Here is a 19423-nt window from a genome sequence, read left to right as displayed (position 1 = left end):
TGATTGTGTCGGATTAAAATATTGCATGTCGGTCAGTCTAAGAAATCTGTTCCGAACATGCAATACAATTGAGGGGGCTTAGTTACACAGTGATACGAAGTTTTTTTAAGTATGTAGGATTGATCAAATAAACAGCCCTATTTACTTTGTGCTTCACACTCACGTCTAACATCTTCAATTATTTTTAATTCTTCTGCACTATAAGGTTGTTCATTTTGCTGTGGGTTTTTAAAGCTTGGGTCAAGTAAAGAGAGACGCTGACATAATAAATTCATACGTTTTTCATTTTGTTCCAAGCGATCTAGTAATACTCGCATGCCGTCCAATACTGGGTCAGATTGGTCCTGCGTTGCTGCATAAGGTTGGAAACCAATACTGGCAGCATAATCACGACGACGTGCTTCCTGATCATCGGCAGGTTTATTTTTCATAATAAAGCGCGCAGGGTTACCCACAGCAGTTGCGCCTTCAGGTACTTCTTTGGTCACAACCGCATTAGAGCCAACTTTGGCATTTTTATGTACGGTGAATGGGCCTAGAATTTTCGCGCCTGCACCGACTACTACGCCATCTTCCAAAGTTGGATGACGTTTGCCTTTATTCCACGTTGTGCCGCCTAAAGTCACGCCATGATATAAGGTGACATCATCACCAATTTCAGCAGTTTCACCAATCACCACGCCCATGCCATGGTCAATAAAAAAGCGACGACCAATTTTTGCACCGGGATGAATTTCAATTCCTGTAGCAAAACGGCTAAATGACGAGAGTAGACGTGCCGACCCCTTGCAGTCTTTGTTCCATAATTCATGCGCCACACGATGCATAATTAAAGCGTGAATTCCTGGATAAGTGGTTAAGACTTCAAGTGTATTTCGAGCAGCAGGATCGCGCGCGAAGACAGCTTGAATGTCTTCTTTGAGCTGTTTAAGCATTAGTTTGATCCTCGTCCTGTGTTGATGTAGATTTTTTCCATGAACCGTTATTCATTGCTTGTACGCGGCTAAAAATACCGCGAAGTAAATGGTATTCCATACGATCTAATTGTATACGTCCGAAAAGCCGACGCAAGCGCAAAGGCAATAATCGTGGATTTTTTGGATCCATAAATTCAATTTCTGCCAGCATTTTTTCTAAATGTGGATAGAACTGTTGCATTTGTTCATGGTTGACCAAAGGTTCATCCCATTGCATCGCTTCAGAATCTGTCACTTGCATCGTCGCTGCAGGATCGGCAATTTTTCCGACAATATCGATGGCAGCCATACGCATTTCATAGCAAATCACTTGAATGGCTTGAGCAACATTGAGCACACCATATTCTTCATTGACAGGAATCGTCACGTGATAATTCGCCAAAGCCAGCTCTTCATTGGTTAAACCACGATCTTCACGTCCAAAAATAATGGCAACATTTTGCCCATGCTGTGCCACAGCATTTAACGACTTTTCTGCCGCAGGGCGTGCATCTAAGAGTGGCCAAGGAATAGTACGACTACGTGCACTGGTGCCAAAGACCAAATGGCAGTCGGCAATTGCATCTTCGAGCTGTTCAACCACTTCAATCTGTTCAATTAAATCGGTTGCACCTGCCGCCAAAGCATCAATATCTGGATGCGGATAGGTTTTTGGATCAACCAAAACCAATTTACATAGCCCCATGGTTTTCATGGCGCGTAAGGCGCTACCGATGTTGGCAGGCAGGGTGGTATTCACCATGACAATACGCACGTGGGAGAGGTGTGCGGCAACAGCTGCATTGTCGGTTTGACTCATAACAAATCCAGATGGGTTAAATTTTTAATTAAGAATATTGATCAACTTCGGTATGGTATAAATCCATAGCATCATCCATGCTCATATCAGCAGGTGGTGGAGCAATCGATGCAGGTTTCGCCACATCGACAGCTTTCGCGGCTTTGGATTTCACTTGATATTCGATATGCAGGCTTTCTTTACCAAAATAGTCACGCAATTTGACCAAGGCTTCATCTAAGGGTGCGATTTTCCACTGAATGCCCAAATGTAATTCTGCAGTGGCATAAGCATAGTCAAGGTGCAATAAAACAGGAATATGCGTGCATAAATCCACATTACAATAAGGCAGCAACATATTTTGTAAGTCTTGACTCAAGGTCTTGCTTAAATGTTCTGCATGCAAGTGAATTTGAATACTATTGGCGCGTTTTTGACGAATTTCATTCAAGCTAAACGCTTTGGTTAAGCGTCCCATTGGGCGGTCAAAACCTTCACGTTCGTAAATTTCGCCTTCAATCACCACCACTTTTTCAGTTTGTACAATATCTTTAAAGCGTTGGAAGCGCTCATGGTTGGCAGATACTTCAATACGTGCCGTACCATCATCTAAAGTGACCACCATCCGATTTGGGAAGTTGGCGACATCCACCACCAAGCCTGCAAAGACGGTGGTCACGCCACGACGGGTTGGCGTCAGTTCATTAATTTTACTTGGAATAAAGGCTTTTAATTCATTGCGATAGACATCAATCGGGTGACCAGTGAGGTAAAGTCCAAGTGTGTCTTTTTCACCTTTAAGTCGGACTTCATCTGACCATGGTTTTACAGGTTTGGCAGGCTTACGTTGTACTTCTTCAACTTCACCAAATAAATCCATGATGCCTGTTTCACGGTTGGAACGTGCTTGTTCCGCCGCTTGTACCGCTTCTGGCAATTGTGCCATTAAACTTGAGCGTTCGATGCCTAAACAGTCTAATGCACCCGCACGAATTAAGGCTTCAAGGGTTCGTTTGTTGATTTTTTTCAAATCAATACGATGACAGAAGTCAAATAAATCGCGGTATGGACCTTCTTTTTGGCGAGAATCAATCACCGATTGCATGGCTTGTTCGCCCACGCCTTTAATTGCGCCAAGTCCGTAGACAATGGTGCGTTCATCGCTGGCGTGGAAATGATACAAAGACATATTTACCGAAGGTGGTAAAACTTCCAGACCATTGTGGCGACAGTCATCAATCAGGAACACCACGTTATCGGTGTTTTGCATTTCCGACGACATTACCGCAGCCAAGAATTCGGCAGGGTAATGTGCTTTCAGCCATGCCGTCTGATAGGCAACGAGGGCATAAGCAGCCGCGTGGGATTTGTTAAAACCGTAGCCTGCGAACTTTTCCATATAGTCGAAAATATGGTTGGCTGTGGCGGCATCAATGTCTTTTTTCGCAGCACCTTCAATAAAGATTTGGCGCTGTTTCACCATTTCTTCAGGTTTTTTCTTACCCATAGCACGACGTAGTAAGTCCGCACCACCGAGGGTATAGCCTGCACAATACTGTGCCGCCTGCATTACCTGTTCCTGATAAACCATAATGCCGTAGGTTGGTTCAAGCACACCTTCTAGCAAAGGATGCAGATACTCAAACTCGCCACCGTGCATACGGTGAATAAAGTCTGGAATGAGATCCATCGGGCCAGGACGATACAAGGACACGAAGGCAATAATTTCCTCAAATTTGCTTGGGCGTGCTTCTTTCAGCATCTTTTTCATGCCCACGGATTCAAACTGGAATACCGCTGTGGTGTTGGCATTGGCAAAGACTAAATAGGCATCTTTATCGTCCAATGGAATATGGGCAATATCTAGCGGTGTATCGGCTTGGATGCGTTTATTGATATTTTGTACTGCATCTTCAATAACCGTCAGGTTACGTAAACCCAAGAAGTCAAATTTGACCAAACCTGCCGATTCAACATCGTCTTTATCGTATTGTGCAACACGGGCGGTTCCATCAGCATCGCACATAACCGCAGAAAAGTCGGTGATTTTGGTTGGTGCAATGACCACACCACCTGCGTGTTTGCCTGTGTTGCGGGTAATGCCTTCAAGTTTTAAAGCCATTTCCCAAATTTCTGAAGCATCGTCATAGTCTGGGTTAGATGGATTGGTCACCACATCTTTCAGCTGTGGTTCGGCTTCAATTGATTCTTCCAAACTAAGCCCTAAAGGTTTAGTTGGAATCAGTTTAGAAATACGGTCTGCCAAACCATAAGACTTGCCCAAAACCCGTGCGACATCTCGAATCGCACCTTTGGCGGCCATAGTACCGAAAGTGGCAATTTGTGATACCGCATCACGTCCATAGGTGCGTGCCACATAATCAATGACTTTATCGCGTCCTGCAATACAGAAATCGACGTCAAAGTCGGGCATGGATACACGTTCTGGGTTTAAGAAACGTTCAAAGAGTAGTTCATAACGCAATGGGTCTAAGTCGGTAATTTTTAAGCTATAAGCGACCAATGAGCCTGCGCCTGAACCACGACCCGGCCCAACAGGTACGCCATTATTTTTAGACCATTGAATAAAGTCCATGACGATGAGGAAGTAACCCGGGAAGCCCATCGAGTTAATAATATTAATTTCGTATTCAATTCGTTCATCATAAGGTTTGCGAATTTCTGCCCAGTCTTCATCGCGCTGTGTGACAGGATAGAGCACATTTAGACGTTCTTCTAAACCTTGTTTGGATAGGTGCGCGAAGTAGGTATCAATGGTGTGTCCTTCTGGAATTGGATAATCTGGAAGGAAATATTTACCCAATTGCAGCGTGACGTTACAGCGTTTGGCAATGTGATAGCTGTTTTCAATAGCACTTGGAATGTCGGAAAATAATTCCGTCATTTCTGCAGTAGTTTTAAAATATTGCTCAGGACTATACGTTTTAGGACGACGGTTATCCCCTAAAACATAACCATCGGCAATACAAACTCGCGCTTCGTGCGCTTCATAATCTTCACGGCGGACAAAGTGCACATCATTATGTGCCACCACGCCAATATTATATTTTTTAGCTAATTTAACCGCTTCGGCAATAAAAGCATCTTCATCGGGACGATCTGTACGGGTCAGTGCCAAATAAACCCGATTACCAAATTTTTCGATCCATTCTTCTAGCAACGGTTCGGCTTTTTGTGGATTGGACGTGATCAGCATTTTGCCGACATCACTTTGAATGCCGAGTAACAGAATTAGGTCATCGGCTTGTTCTAAAATCCATGCTTTATTGACGCAAGGGATATTGAGTTGCTGACCTTCAATATAGCCACGCGACACCAGTTCGGTCAGATTGCGCCAGCCGTGATTGTTCATCGACAATAGCGTCACACGATGATCGGCATCATTTAAACGCAGCACTGAACCTAAAATCGGTTTGATGCCTTGCCCCAAACATTTGCCATAAAATTTTACGGCAGCGTGTAGGTTAGAGAGATCGGTCAATGCCAAAGCAGGCATTTCTTCATTGACTGCAGCTTTAATCAAGTCAGGTATGCGTACAATCGACTCGGTAATCGAAAATTCTGTATGTATACCTAAATGAACAAAGCGCATGAATCAGTCCCTTAAAAAATCACGGGTTAGTTTAGCATGCTCTGTTCAAGACAAAACATGCTGCAAAGTTTTTCCTACGGTTTTCGATGATCTTGACCGTATATCAAAATTTCAGTTTTTTGGATGTTGATATGGCGTGAATCACGTATGCATGGAGAAGGAGTGTGGTTTTAACCCCTTACACACTCATACGAGTAGCAAGGAGTTAAATGGTGAATCTATTTCTGATGTGTAGATGAAAGATTTATCTGAGTTTAGATAACCAATCGCCTAAACTTTGCACCAATTGCACTAAAATTAATAAGACCACCACGGTTAGCATCACGACACTACTATCAAAGCGTTGATAACCATAAGAAATAGCAAGGTCACCAATGCCGCCTGCACCGACTGCGCCTGCCATAGCAGTTGCGCCAATTAAGCTAATGGTGGCTGTGGTTAGGTTCAAAATGAGTGAGCTACGTGCTTCAGGTAAAATAAATTTGAAGATAATCTGTAAGGGTGTAGCACCCATTGCCTGTGCAGATTCGACAATCCCTTCATTGACTTCAAGCAGTGAAGTTTCTACCAAACGACCAATATACGGGCCGACATAAATGGTCAGTGGAACAATGGCTGCCCAAGTTCCGATGGATGTACCCACTAACAATTTAGTCAGCGGAATCACCGCAATCAATAAAATAATAAAGGGTAGGGAGCGCAGTGCGTTTACAATCGGGTTAAGCCCGTGATAAATCACACGGTTTGGCAAAATACCTGTCGGACGAGTCACTACAAGGGTAATGCCCTGAATAAAGCCCCAGATACAACCAAACAACATGGCAAAGAACACCATGTGAAAGGTTTCTTGTAAGGCTGTAACAAACTGGTCAATAGATAAAGAGCTTTTCCAGAAAGGCGCAGTTACTGAGGTTAGCCACTGTACAATTAAATCTCTCATGCTTGTACTCCTGACTGTTCAACTTCAACACCATTGGCTTGCAGAAATTCAAGTGCTTGTTGAATGACGCTTGCATCACCGAGTAATTGAATGAACATTTGCCCAATCACAGCACCATCAATTTCGGTCATATTGGCAAATAAAATATTCAGGCTAATATCAAACTGTTTAATGATAGCTTGAATCACGGTTTCCTGAGCCGATTTACCTAAAAATTTCAGACAATAAATGCTGTGCTGATTTTGATTTTCCAGATTATTCAAAATATTGATAGGCAATTGTTGCTGCAACACAGTTTGAATGAAGCTTTTAGTGGTCGGGTGTTGCGGCTGACTAAAAATTTCCAAGGTTGAACCTGTTTCAATCACTTTGCCTTGTTCCATCACTGCAACATAATCACAAACCGATTCAATCACATCCATTTCATGCGTCACCATTACAATGGTAATGCCTTGTTCACGGTTAATTTTTTTCAGTAATTCCAGTACAGATTTGGTAGTCTGCGGATCAAGTGCCGAAGTCGCTTCATCGCAGAGTAAAATTTTAGGATGATTGGCTAGCGCACGCGCAATACCGACACGTTGTTTTTGTCCGCCTGAAAGTTCATCAGGATAGGCATCTTTTTTATGTTTTAAATCAATAAACTCAAGTAATTCATTTAAACGTTTTTCACGTTTGGCTTTGTTCCAGCCTAACAGTTTCATCGGCATTTCAATATTGGCAGCCACAGTTTTGGTCTGCAATAAATTGAAGTGCTGAAAAATCATTCCAATATGGGCACGTTCTTGACGCAATTCACGGGCATTGAGTGCAGTAAAATCTTTTTGATGAATGATGACTTGCCCAGCATTTGGACGCTCCAACAAATTGATCAAGCGGATTAACGTACTTTTACCTGCACCACTATAGCCAATAATGCCAAAAATACTGCCTGTTGGAATTTGTAGATTAATTTGATCCAACGCACGCAGTGTTTGACCTTTGAGCTGATAGTGCTTTGAAATGTTTTTAAATTCAATCATATCGTCAAGAAATGTCCATAAATGAAAAAACAGGCAAAGTTCGCTTTGCCTGTTTTGTTTAACGCATTATATTACTATTTTGCTGCTTCAGTGAAATAGCTGACAGGTTTATTTACCGCAACTTTTGTTCCGCCAAAGTGCTGATCAATATATTGCTTCACCGCTTCGGTATGATACAACGCACCTACTTTTTGCAAGATTGGGTCATTTTGACGATCTGCAGCAGTCGCGAGAATATTGACATTCATTTTTGTACTTTGGTCAATTGGTTCGTAATAAATTGAATCTTTCAGTACGTTCAAACCACCTTCCATTGCAAGGGTGTTGCCCAAGACAATTGCATCGACTTCATCTTTTACACGTACAGCCGTTGCCATTTGAATTGGTTTGATTTGAATTTGCTTAGCATTTTCTACGATGTCTGCAGGCGTGCCTTGAACATTGTCAAAACCATCTTTCAGTTTAACCAAACCAGCCGATTGAAGTAATAACAGTGCACGTGATTCATTGGCACCATCATTTGGAATAGCAATGGTTGCACCTGTTTTGAACTCATCCAACTTTTTCACTTTGCTTGAGTAAATACCCATTGGCTCTAAGTAAGTTGTCGCTACTGGTGCAATTTGATCTTTATTGTTGGCATTAAATGCCACCATATAGGCATAAGATTGGAATGCGTTAAGATCAATTTCTTTATTTGCTACCGCCGTGTTCATTGACACGTAATCGGTGAAGTTTTTCACTTCAAGTTGAATACCTGCTGCTTTGGTTTCAGGTAAGTCGGCAATAAAACGCCAAATATCTGCATCTGAACCAGTCGATGCCATAGTGACAGTGTGTAGAGCAGAAGAATCTTTTTGTGCCGCGTCAGTCGCAGGCGCTTCTTGTTTGCCACAGCCAGCCAAGCCAACTGAAAGACCAAGTACAAGACCAAGGAGCTTTTTCATGAATATATCCCGAGCAAGTTTAAGCAGTGCCTAAAGTTGCCAATGATTGAGAAGAATCAAATCAGCACGATGGATGGAATCGCATGATGATGATTTTGTATGTTTCTCAAATATGTTGTAGGTATTGTTTGAGTACTGAAAAAGTCAGCCCACAGCTCAATCAATAATTTTGAGATGGATGGGCAATTCACTTTTTCAAAAGATGCACCATCATAACAATAAAAAATAATTCTATATAGTGCTGTGTATGTTATGCATATCACTGTTTTACAACAGAAAGCGAATAAGTCAAAATAAGTTCTTATAAATAAATATATTCTGTAAAGATTAAGGATTTGAACAAGTGTTTAAATATTTAGGTGCTTTAAAATTTATTCTGCAATCGATAGTAAAAAACGAGATATGAAATTGTCGGTATGAAATCGGCTTAGTTACAAGAATCAGAACATGGCTGTAAATACATAAAAGAAGTTATGAATGATTTTTCCAACGATAATATATCGCCCATATATAAGGCAAACAGAGTAACAATGAACCTATCCCTATAAAAACATAAGCCAAATATATTAATCCTGCAAAAATAAAAAGTATTTGCAATGTAAACTCAACGAATATTGAAATTAAAAATTCTTTGAAGCTTTTTATTTTTTGCATGTTTATTGATCTAAAGTATTTTATAAACGTAGATTACCACAATGTACATGAGTTACAACCTGATAAACAAAAAGCTCGTACAGTGACGAGCTTTTTTATGGACTTAAATTTTTAGGCTAAACTAAAAATTTTAAGCATTTTCACGAGCAATGGCACGATAGCCAATATCTTTACGATATTGCACACCATCAAAGGTAACTTTTTCGCACAGTTCAAGGGCTTTAGCTTGCGCTTCGCCAATGGTATTACCGAGCGCAGTTACACACAGTACACGACCACCATTGGTCACAATCTCACCATCGGCATTGCTTGCTGTACCTGCGTGGAATACTTTCGCATCTGCCATTTGTGTTTCTAAACCAGAAATCACATCACCTTTGCCTGAAGTTTCAGGGTAACCCGCAGTCGCCAATACAATCCCGACAGTTTTGCGTTCATCCCAGTCTGCTTCGGCAGGTAAGTTGCCAGCAATACCTGCTTCAACCAAATCTACCAAAGATGACTTTAAGCGCATCATAATTGGTTGTGTTTCTGGGTCACCAAAACGGCAGTTAAACTCGATCACTTTTGGTTGACCTTTGTCGTCAATCATTAAGCCAGCGTATAAGAAACCTGTATAAACATGACCGTCTTTTTTCATACCTTCAACAGTAGGACGCATCACTTCATTCATGGTTTTTTCAAATACGTCTGCAGTCACGACAGGGGCAGGAGAGTATGCACCCATACCACCAGTATTTGGACCTTGGTCGCCTTCAAAAATACGCTTGTGGTCTTGTGAAGTTGCCATAGGAAGGATGTTGTCGCCATCAATCATACAAATGAAAGAAGCTTCTTCACCGGCAAGGAATTCTTCAATAACTACACGCGAACCCGCATCACCAAATTTGTTGCCTGCTAGCATGTCATCAATTGCATCAAATGCTTCTTGATTGGTCATCGCCACGATCACGCCTTTACCTGCAGCAAGACCGTCCGCCTTGATCACGATTGGAGCACCATTTTTTTCAACAAATGCTTTTGCCGCATCAACTTCGGTGAATACGTCATAGAATGCAGTTGGAATGTTGTGACGTTTTAAAAAGTGCTTGGCAAAGGCTTTAGAACCTTCAAGCTGCGCAGCAAACTGGGTTGGGCCCCAAATTTTTAAACCCGCTTCACGGCAGGCATCTACCACACCATTGACCAGTGGTGCTTCAGGACCAACAATGATTAAATCAACTGCATTATTTTTGGCAAAGTCGATGATTGCAGGGTTATTTTGAATATCTAACGCTACATTTTCGCATTTGTTTTCTGTTGCAGTACCCGCATTACCCGGTGCAACAAAGACTTTAGCGACTTTGTCATCTTGTGCGATTTTCCATGCTAACGCATGTTCACGACCGCCGCTACCTAAAACCAAAATGTTCATCTAAAAATCCCTCAAAGAATAAAATCCCCCTAGCGAAGTTATGCTTTTCACCCTTGAAAAGGAAGGGGATTGTGTATAAAACACAGTTCCCTTACGTGAAAAGTCCCCCTTTTATAAAAAAGGGAGATTTCGGAGGATTATTAAATACGACTTCTAATTAATGAGTTTAATTAGTGACGGAAATGACGCATGCCAGTGAAGACCATTGCAATACCAGCTTCATCTGCTGCTGCAATCGTTTCTTCATCACGCATAGAACCACCCGGTTGAATAATGCATTTGATACCAGCTTTAGCTGCGTTATCAATACCATCACGGAATGGGAAGAATGCGTCAGATGCCATTACTGCACCTTCAACCACTAAACCTGCATGTTCTGCTTTAATGGCAGCAATACGAGCAGAGTTTACACGGCTCATTTGACCTGCACCAACACCAATGGTCTGACGGTTTTTTGCATAAACAATTGCGTTCGATTTTACGTATTTCGCAACTTTCCAAGCAAAGATCATGTCGTCAATTTCTTGTTCAGTTGGTGCACGTTTGGTCACAACTTTTAAGTCATCTTTAGTGATCATGTCCAAGTCTTGATCTTGAACCAATAAACCGCCGTTGACACGTTTGTAATCCATTTGTGGAGCGCGTGCATCAATCGCAGGAAGTTCGCCACATACCAGTACACGTACGTTTTTCTTCGCGCCAGTCACTTCAAGTACGCCATCAGCAATGCTTGGTGCAATGATCACTTCAACGAATTGACGGTCTACAATCGCTTGTGCAGTCGCAACGTCTAACTCACGGTTAAACGCAATGATGCCACCAAATGCAGATTCAGGGTCAGTTGCATAAGCAAGGTCATAAGCCGCTTGAATACCGTCTAAAGATACAGCAACACCACATGGGTTCGCGTGTTTTACGATCACACAAGCAGGTTTTGCAAATGATTTCACACATTCAAGTGCGGCATCAGTATCTGCAATGTTGTTATAAGATAATTCTTTACCTTGAAGCTGTTTCGCTGTAGAAACAGAAGCTTCAGTTGCAGCAGGGTCTACATAGAACGCTGCAGATTGATGCGGGTTTTCGCCGTAACGTAAATCTTGCGCTTTGTTCAATTGTGTATTGAATGTACGTGCAAATTGGTCAGCAGTACCTTCTTCTTTACCTACACGTGCACCTAAGTAAGAGGCGATCATGCCGTCATATTGTGCAGTGTGTTCAAATGCTTTCACTGCCAAATCAAAACGAGTTTCGTAAGACAATGCACCGTTGCTTTTCATTTCTGCAATAACAGTCGCATAGTCAGAAGCATTTACTACAATACCTACAGAAGCATGGTTTTTCGCTGCAGCGCGAACCATAGTAGGGCCACCAATGTCGATGTTCTCAATCGCATCTGCAAGTGAACAATTTGGTTTTGCAACAGTCGCAGCAAATGGATAAAGGTTAACAACAACCAAGTCGATGGCATCAATATTGTGTTCTGCCATGACTGCTTCGTCTAGACCACGACGAGCCAAGATACCGCCATGAATTTTTGGGTGTAACGTTTTTACACGACCATCCATCATTTCAGGGAAACCAGTATGCTCTGATACTTCTACGACAGCAATATTGTTGTCTTTAAGCAACTTATAAGTACCGCCAGTAGATAAAATTTCTACCCCAAGAGCAGCAAGGTCTTGTGCAAATTCAACAATACCTGTTTTGTCAGAAACAGAGATTAAAGCGCGTTTAATAGTCATGATCTTCGTCACAGTTTTCAATTACAGATTAAAACAAACTAGCAAAATGCAGGTAAAAAAAATGCCTGCGGAGGTCGCAAGCATTTTATCACTTATTCACTCATTAAACCGTGAGCTTTTAACTTTTTACGTAAAGTACCACGGTTTAGTCCAAGAATTTCAGCAGCGCGTGTTTGGTTACCGCGAGTGTATTCAAGAACAACAGATAAAAGAGGTTTCTCCATTTCTGCTAACACCATGTCATACACTTGTGAAGGTTGTTCACCTTGTAGTTGTGCAAAATAATGGCGAACTGCGCGATCTACGTGAATACGTAAAGCAACATCAGATTGTGCAGTAAAAATAGGAGATTTGCTATTCATGCGAATTAATCCGAAAATCAGATATCACTGGGATAAAGTGATATATCAATGTGGTCTATAAATTAAATGAACTCCGTTTTAGATCCTAAAACGGGAAGTTCTAAAACTGGAACATTTAGCTTGCCACAACTCTAGGCATTGGTCGAAATTTAAGCGTAACAATACATTAATAATTGTTACAGACCAAAATCAAAACAAAAAATCTACTCTGTACGCGATATATAAAAATAAAGCGCATTAGACAGATCTATATTTGTTGTGAATCTTGCGAGGAGTTTGCAGCACAAAGCTTTCGTGGCGCGTATGATACCATTGTATGAGAAAAAGTGAGCAAGAAAACTGCAATTTTTTTAATTTTTTTCGCTATTTTTTCACTATTTTTTTGTGAATTAAGGCTTGATAATTTCTAAAGTATAGGCATCGAAGTCGTTTCGTGATATTGGAACTAAAATGTCAAACTTAAATGGACTGTTTTTAGGAATACGTTGAATGCTCGAAAGACTTTCGACCAAATACTCCTGTGGGGAATAGATGTAAGTCGATAATGTTTGTTGTTTTTCTTTTAAAGTGACTTTGATATTAGGCAAAGCCAAGCTTTTATCATAGTAATTGATCAGCTCACCCGTAAATTGTGTATTCATACGATCTACACGTTTAACCTTCACGCGATTTGCTGAAATTAAGCTATAGCGTTCTTCTAAACTGCTACAGTTAAAAAATTGACAGACTTGGGTAAACACAGAATTCAGTGCAGGGCTGCTGTTTAAAAACTTTGGGTTAAACCACAAAATTTGGAAGATCAACAAGCCAATCAATAAAAGATTAATAATTCCCCAAAGTAAGTAGTAACCATTGCCATGCTTTTTTTCACTTTCAAGATCAGGCGCAGACAACTTCATGGCAGGAATGTTGCCAATCGGTTCAGTACTGAAATAATTGAGGTTATTCAGATAGGTTTTCAGATCAATATTGGAATGTTCAACTTTACGCTGAAAAATATCTAAAATATGTTGCGGTTGCGCAAGTTCAGCAGTTGCCTGCATAAAACTGCGGTTTTGAATGTGATGTAATTGTGATGTGACTGAGTTTTTATTTTGAGGAAAGGCAAATACCAAATGCGAAAGAGCATTAAAGGTATTGTCGCATTTAGGACAACAAACCATCCCTTGCGCAACGGTCAGCTGCGCAACGGATACTTTATAAACAGTTTGGCATTCAGGGCACTTGGTTTGCTTGTCACTCATAACTCAAAAATTACAGTTAGTGGGGATGGCGTTTCCCAGAAATTCGACACCAGTTTTCTTCACGTTTTTCGACTTGTACTATATCAAAAAATTCAGAATAAACACTAGAAACTTCAGCAACTTGCTCTTCAATTACACCTGCAAGTGCGAACTCGCCCTCAGATTTAATTAAAGTTGCAAACTCTGGCGCAAGCATCATCAATGGGCCTGCCAAAATATTGGCAACTAAAATGTCTGCTTTTTCATTACCGATGGTTTCATTGAACTCTTCTGGAAGTCCCACATATAAGTTTTTAAGTACACCGTTGAGTTCTGCATTTTGTTTGGTCGCTAAAACTGCTTGCGGGTCAATATCAGTCGCATAGACTTTTTTTGCACCGAGCAACAAAGCCGCTACTCCTAAAATACCTGAACCACAACCGTAGTCGATCACGACTTTATCTTTTACATTGGTTTTACCTAACCATTGCAGGCACAGGAACGTACTGGCATGGTTACCTGTACCAAAAGCCAAACCTGGGTCAAGTTTAATATTGACTGCATCTGCCTCAGGTGGTTCTAACCATTCAGGTACAATCCAGAATTTCTCTGCAATCTGGATTGGCTCGTAGTAATCCATCCATGAGCGTTCCCAAACCTGATCTTCCAAAAATTCACTGCGTAAAGGGGCATCTGGCATTTGCGCACGAATAAAGGTTTCTAAGGCTGCAACATCAATTTCTTCACCTTCGTCTTGTGCATAAATACCTGTCACAATGACTTTGTTCCAAAGTGGTGTTTCACCTGGCAGTGGCTCAAGTAAGTCCTGATTTTCCGCATCATCTAAGGTTACGCTGACTGCACCCAATGAACTGAGCAGGGTTTCAGTAAAATCGACTTGCGCTTGATCAACAGTAATATGTATTTGTAACCACTTCACGGAGATAACCTAAAATTTAATGCGAAAGCGCTATTGTAACTGAACTGGTGCAGACGCTGTTATTTTTTATTCGGATTGCGAAAGGGAAAACTCTATACGATTGGAAGTTTCAAATTCGCTTTATGCTTATAGTCGAATAATGTGACAAAAATATAACTCTAAAAAATATAAGTTAAGAATTTGTTTGAACCATCATCGCTCAATCATCCCCAAAACAGTCAAATTGCTAGATTGGGGATGATTGAGAGACTTGTTTAGGATGCAGATTGCTCCGATGCAGGTGTCGGCACAAATTTATTTAGTAATGTGCCTAAAATTGCGGCAAAAATATACATGAAAATAGAATAAACCGCAGCAGGCATGGCAATGGTTGAGCTTGACATAACGGTTAGGGCGATAGTCATTGCAAGGGTACTGTTGTGAATGCCAATTTCAAAGGCGCAGGCTCGGGCTTGTTGGCTATTTACGCCAAAGAAACGCGGGACAAAATAACCAATCAATAAACTGCAGGCACAGAACAGGGCAGTGGCAAGTCCTACATCTGCCAAATAAAGCATGATGTTGTTTCGCTCTTTGGCAATTGCGCCAATAATAATCACAATTAGAAAAACCACAGCAAAAATACGCACAGGTTTGTTTAAGCGGTCTGCCGTTTGAGGGCTAAAATGGCGTACTAACATCCCTAAAGTGACAGGGATAATAATAATTAAAAACACCTGCAATACTTTGGCAAATTGTAAGCCAACTTGTTGCCCATCCTGCATAAAATGTTGAATGGCAAAGTTGACAATCAGGGGCAAGGTAAATGCTGCAATCACGGAATTCACGGCAGTGAGGGTGATGTTTAGGGCAATATCACCTTTATATAAGTAGCTAAATAAGTTGGCTGTTGGCCCACCTGGAGATGCTGCTAGTAGCATGAGTCCGACTGCAAGCAGTGGTGGTAAATTCAGCAGTTTACAAATAAAGAATGCAATTGCTGTCAGGACGACCAATTGACAAAATAAAGCAATAAACACTGCTTTGGGGTGTTTGCTCACCCGTTTAAAGTCGTTAGGAGTGAGTTCTAAGCCAAGTCCAGCCATGACCACGGCCAAAGCCAGCGGCAAAAATATTGTGATTAATCCTGAATCCATAAACACTCCTTTGTTTTTACATCTACAATAATTTATTTGATATTTAACTGTTTGTTTAATATGTAGTTAATTTTGCTCACGTTTTAAATTGTATTTTTATTGTGGTTTAAACTCTGCTCCTGTTTGTGTTGATGGGCAAGTTTGGCCGATTGTCTAGCTAACATACTCCCTAAAATAAAGCTGAACATATACATAAAAATGGTGTAAATCGCAGAAGGAATGGCAATTTCAGTGCTTTGCAAAACCGATAGCGCAACGGTTAAAGAAACAGCAGTGTTATGAATGCCAATTTCAAAACAACAAGAGCGTGCTTGTTGATCAGGCACACCCGCCAAATACGGCACCAGATAACCAATAAGTAAACTTAAAAAGCAAAAAAGCGCTGTGGCGATACCAATCGCACTGAAATAGTCAAAGACATTGGCGCGTTCGCGGAAAAGCGCATAAAAGAATAAAGCGAAAATGAAATAAATGGACATCAAACGCATAGGTTTGCCCAACTGTAATGCAATTTGTGGCATTGCATTACGCACCGCCATTCCTACACAAACAGGCACAATAATCAGTAAAAAAACCTGTGCCATTTTTTCAATAGGCATGCCAATTTGTTGTTGATCGGTCATAAAATATAGAAAAGACAAATTAACAATAAAAGGCAGGGTAAAGGTTGCCATCACAGAGTTCATTGCGGTTAGGGTAATATTTAGGGCAACGTCACCTTTATAGACATAGCTAAATAAGTTCGCAGTAGGCCCCCCTGGTGAGGCAGCAAGCAGCATTAAGCCAATTGCCAAGAGCGGTGGCAATTCTAAAAATAAACAAATTGAAAATGCTAAAACAGGCAAAATGACCAATTGTGAAAAAAGCGTTAAAAAAATGACTTTAGGAAATTGATTGACCCGAATAAAGTCTTTAGGCGTGAGTTGTAAGCCTAAGCCCATCATCATCACAGCCAAGGTCAGTGGTAGAAAAAAGGTAAAAAAGCCTGAATCCATAGCACATCCTTTATTTTTTTCTTATGGGTATAATTTTCCCTCTCTTTGCAGTGTAATTGTTTTTTGAGCTTGTGCAATAAACAAAGCAGTCACTTCTTATAAATGACTGCTTTGGTGTTATTTTCATGCTTTCAGTTTGAATGAATACCCGATCTGTTCATGAAAATATAGATTAAGTGATTGATCACATTGCAGCAGGGCGTGGTGGCGTAAAGCCTAAGGCACATTTGCCTTTTAACTCAGTACCATTGACTGTAATGACGGTGCTTTGCGCATCTGCCATACAAGAACGGTATAATTCAGGCTCATTGCCTTGTAATTGCACTGCTTTAGATGAACTAAAGAATTGTGGTTCACAGGTACCATTCCAGATAATCCCACGATAAGCAAAGCTTACAGGTGCGCCCTGAGTTTTACCTTTACAGACTTGCTGGAATTTTTGCGCGTTATAGACGGTTTCTACTTTATCATTTGCCTGCACTGCAAATGGACTGAAAAATAAGCCACAAAGCATAGAGGACAGCAAAATTTTCTTATTCATGATGTTTCCCTTTGTTTCTCATATCTGTGTTATTAGGATAAAAAATAGACAAATTAAAACAACGGTGATCTGGTTAATTTTTAGGTCTAAATGTTTTTATGTACAGTAAAAATGCAAATTTGGATTACAAAATATTAATTTTGTAGCGCGGTTAAGCCAATAAAATCGACTGAATCTGTCAACTTATGCCACAAGTTTTGCTATAATATTCCGTCTTTATTTTTTATCTCTCATTGACCATTATGCACTATCCTAAAGTTTACGATGTCATTGTTATTGGTGGCGGTCACGCAGGCACCGAAGCGGCGCTTGCAGCAGCACGTATGGGTCGTCAAACCTTACTCTTAACTCATAACATTGAGACTTTAGGGCAGATGAGCTGTAACCCTGCAATTGGCGGGATTGGTAAGTCGCATTTGGTACGTGAGATTGATGCCTTAGGCGGTGCAATGGCATTGGCTGCCGATAAAAGCGGGATTCAATTCCGTATTTTAAACTCGCGTAAAGGTGCTGCGGTTCGTGCAACACGTGCGCAGGCAGACCGTGTTCGTTTTAAAGCTGCGATTCGTGCCACTTTAGAAAACCAAGCCAATTTAGATATTTTCCAACAAGCAGCCGATGACCTGATTGTAGAAGGCGATACTGTAAAAGGTGTAGTCACTCAAATGGGGATTCGTTTTGATGCGAAAACCGTGGTATTGACCACAGGTACATTCTTGGGTGGTGTGATTCACATCGGTTTAGAAAAATCGAGCGGTGGTCGTGCAGGCGATCCTCCATCAATTGCTTTGGCGGCACGTTTACGTGAATTAAATTTGCCTGTTGGGCGTTTAAAAACAGGTACGCCACCACGTATTGATGCACGCTCAGTCGATTTTTCGGTCATGATTCCGCAGCCAGGTGATTTCCCATCACCAACCATGTCATTCATGGGTGATGTGTCGATGCACCCTGAACAAGTGAACTGCTATATCACCCATACCAATGAACGTACTCACGAAATTATTCGTGGTGGTTTAGATCGTTCACCGATGTATACAGGTGTGATTGAAGGTGTTGGCCCACGTTACTGCCCATCGATTGAAGATAAAATTCACCGTTTTTCTGATAAAGACTCGCATCAGGTATTTTTGGAGCCTGAAGGTTTAGATACACATGAATTGTATCCAAACGGGATTTCAACCTCTTTACCGTTTGATGTGCAGTTCGAGTTAGTTCGTTCAATTCGTGGTATGGAAAATGCGCATATTTTGCGTCCAGGTTATGCGATTGAATATGATTACTTCAATCCACAAGCCTTGAAATTCACTTTGGAAACCAAAGCCATTAATAACTTGTATTTTGCAGGTCAAATTAATGGTACGACTGGCTATGAAGAAGCGGGTGCGCAAGGTGTGTTAGCTGGTTTGAATGCGGCACGTCGCGCTTGGGATCAGGAACAATGGACACCAAAACGTGACGAAGCTTATATTGGTGTATTGGTTGATGATTTGATCACGCTAGGTACCAAAGAACCGTACCGCATGTTTACCTCACGTGCGGAATACCGTTTGATGTTGCGTGAAGATAATGCCGATCAGCGTTTGACGCCAATTGGTCGTGAGCTTGGTTTGGTGGATGACACTCGTTGGGCAGCTTACTGTGAAAAAATGGAAGCAGTAGAACGTGAAACAGGGCGTTTACAACATTTGTGGGCTGCACCAAACAACCCAATGGGTAAAAAATTTGTTGAAATGACAGGTGCAGATTTATCCAAAGAATGTTCTGCGATTGATCTGTTAAAACGTCCAAATATCAGTTTTGCGCAAATCGCAGAATTAACGGGTTCAGACGTTTCTGCACAAGTGGGCGATCAAATTGAAATTGCAGTGAAATATGCAGGTTATATCAACCGTCAGCATGAAGATGTCGCACAATTAAAACGCTTGGAAGAAACCAAAATCCCTGCCGATTTTGATTATGATGCAGTGTCAGGTTTATCGCGTGAAATCACGCTAAAATTGAAGCATGTTTTGCCTGAAACTTTGGCACAAGCCAGTCGTATTCCAGGTGTGACACCTGCCGCAGTTCAATTGGTGATGATCACCATTCGTAAAAATGCACAGTCACGTAAATCTGCTTAAGGTTTGATGGATT

15 protein-coding genes are annotated in these 19423 nt (G+C 41.2%); 1 reads left to right on the top strand and 14 read right to left on the bottom strand.

Going from position 1 to position 19423, the window contains the following annotated elements; all coding sequences use genetic code 11:
• Positions 1-137: 137 nt before the first annotated feature.
• The 14 genes from cysE to FTU71_RS01525 all read right to left on the bottom strand — a co-directional run bounded on the left by cysE (position 138) and on the right by FTU71_RS01525 (position 17287).
• On the bottom strand, positions 138-935 hold the full coding sequence (gene cysE / locus FTU71_RS01590; protein WP_004973118.1) for a serine O-acetyltransferase: 798 nt from the start codon (positions 933-935) through the stop codon (positions 138-140).
• On the bottom strand, positions 928-1776 hold the full coding sequence (locus FTU71_RS01585; protein ID WP_004973119.1) for an RNA methyltransferase: 849 nt from the start codon (positions 1774-1776) through the stop codon (positions 928-930). Before FTU71_RS01585 ends, cysE begins: the two co-directional genes overlap by 8 nt.
• A 28-nt stretch (positions 1777-1804) precedes the next feature.
• Positions 1805-5368 carry a DNA polymerase III subunit alpha gene (dnaE, locus tag FTU71_RS01580; RefSeq protein ID WP_180111195.1) on the bottom strand — a complete coding sequence of 1188 codons (3564 nt, stop codon included), beginning with the start codon at positions 5366-5368 and terminating at the stop codon, positions 1805-1807.
• Positions 5369-5612: 244 nt separating this feature from the next.
• Positions 5613-6308, bottom strand: a complete 696-nt coding sequence (locus tag FTU71_RS01575; RefSeq protein ID WP_004973122.1) for a methionine ABC transporter permease — start codon at positions 6306-6308, stop codon at positions 5613-5615.
• Entirely contained in the window at positions 6305-7330 is a 1026-nt protein-coding gene (locus tag FTU71_RS01570; RefSeq protein WP_179993777.1) for a methionine ABC transporter ATP-binding protein, read from the bottom strand. Before FTU71_RS01570 ends, FTU71_RS01575 begins: the two co-directional genes overlap by 4 nt.
• A gap of 74 nt (positions 7331-7404) precedes the next feature.
• Positions 7405-8277: a MetQ/NlpA family ABC transporter substrate-binding protein gene (locus FTU71_RS01565; RefSeq protein ID WP_096900915.1), complete on the bottom strand. Its 873-nt coding sequence runs from the start codon at positions 8275-8277 to the stop codon at positions 7405-7407.
• A gap of 784 nt (positions 8278-9061) precedes the next feature.
• Positions 9062-10345, bottom strand: a complete 1284-nt coding sequence (gene purD, locus FTU71_RS01560) for a phosphoribosylamine--glycine ligase (RefSeq protein WP_004973125.1) — start codon at positions 10343-10345, stop codon at positions 9062-9064.
• A 170-nt stretch (positions 10346-10515) separates the two neighbouring features.
• Entirely contained in the window at positions 10516-12090 is a 1575-nt protein-coding gene (gene purH / locus FTU71_RS01555) for a bifunctional phosphoribosylaminoimidazolecarboxamide formyltransferase/IMP cyclohydrolase (protein WP_180111193.1), read from the bottom strand.
• A 92-nt stretch (positions 12091-12182) separates the two neighbouring features.
• Complete coding sequence (gene fis / locus FTU71_RS01550) at positions 12183-12452, bottom strand: DNA-binding transcriptional regulator Fis (RefSeq protein WP_001086304.1); 270 nt, start codon at positions 12450-12452, stop codon at positions 12183-12185.
• A gap of 389 nt (positions 12453-12841) precedes the next feature.
• Complete coding sequence (locus FTU71_RS01545; protein WP_004973129.1) at positions 12842-13696, bottom strand: DUF3426 domain-containing protein; 855 nt, start codon at positions 13694-13696, stop codon at positions 12842-12844.
• 16 nt (positions 13697-13712) lie between these two features.
• Positions 13713-14615: a 50S ribosomal protein L11 methyltransferase gene (gene prmA, locus FTU71_RS01540; RefSeq protein WP_004973131.1), complete on the bottom strand. Its 903-nt coding sequence runs from the start codon at positions 14613-14615 to the stop codon at positions 13713-13715.
• Positions 14616-14869: 254 nt separating this feature from the next.
• Entirely contained in the window at positions 14870-15751 is an 882-nt protein-coding gene (locus FTU71_RS01535; protein ID WP_004973133.1) for a bile acid:sodium symporter family protein, read from the bottom strand.
• An 83-nt stretch (positions 15752-15834) separates the two neighbouring features.
• A complete protein-coding gene (locus tag FTU71_RS01530; protein ID WP_004973134.1) occupies positions 15835-16746 on the bottom strand; it encodes a bile acid:sodium symporter family protein in 912 nt (303 codons plus the stop codon).
• Positions 16747-16930: 184 nt separating this feature from the next.
• On the bottom strand, positions 16931-17287 hold the full coding sequence (locus FTU71_RS01525) for a hypothetical protein (RefSeq protein ID WP_004973135.1): 357 nt from the start codon (positions 17285-17287) through the stop codon (positions 16931-16933).
• Positions 17288-17529: 242 nt separating this feature from the next.
• On the opposite strand from FTU71_RS01525, the gene mnmG reads away from it, so the two are divergent.
• The gene (mnmG, locus tag FTU71_RS01520) at positions 17530-19410 is read left to right on the top strand and encodes a tRNA uridine-5-carboxymethylaminomethyl(34) synthesis enzyme MnmG (protein ID WP_096900911.1); all 1881 of its coding nucleotides are present in this window, start codon (positions 17530-17532) and stop codon (positions 19408-19410) included.
• Positions 19411-19423 lie beyond the last annotated feature (13 nt).

Origin of the sequence: Acinetobacter sp. YH12136, assembly GCF_013418545.1 — a bacterium.
In the GTDB taxonomy this organism is placed as follows: Bacteria; Pseudomonadota; Gammaproteobacteria; order Pseudomonadales; family Moraxellaceae; genus Acinetobacter; species Acinetobacter towneri.
This window is presented reverse-complemented; position numbering and strand designations above follow the sequence as displayed.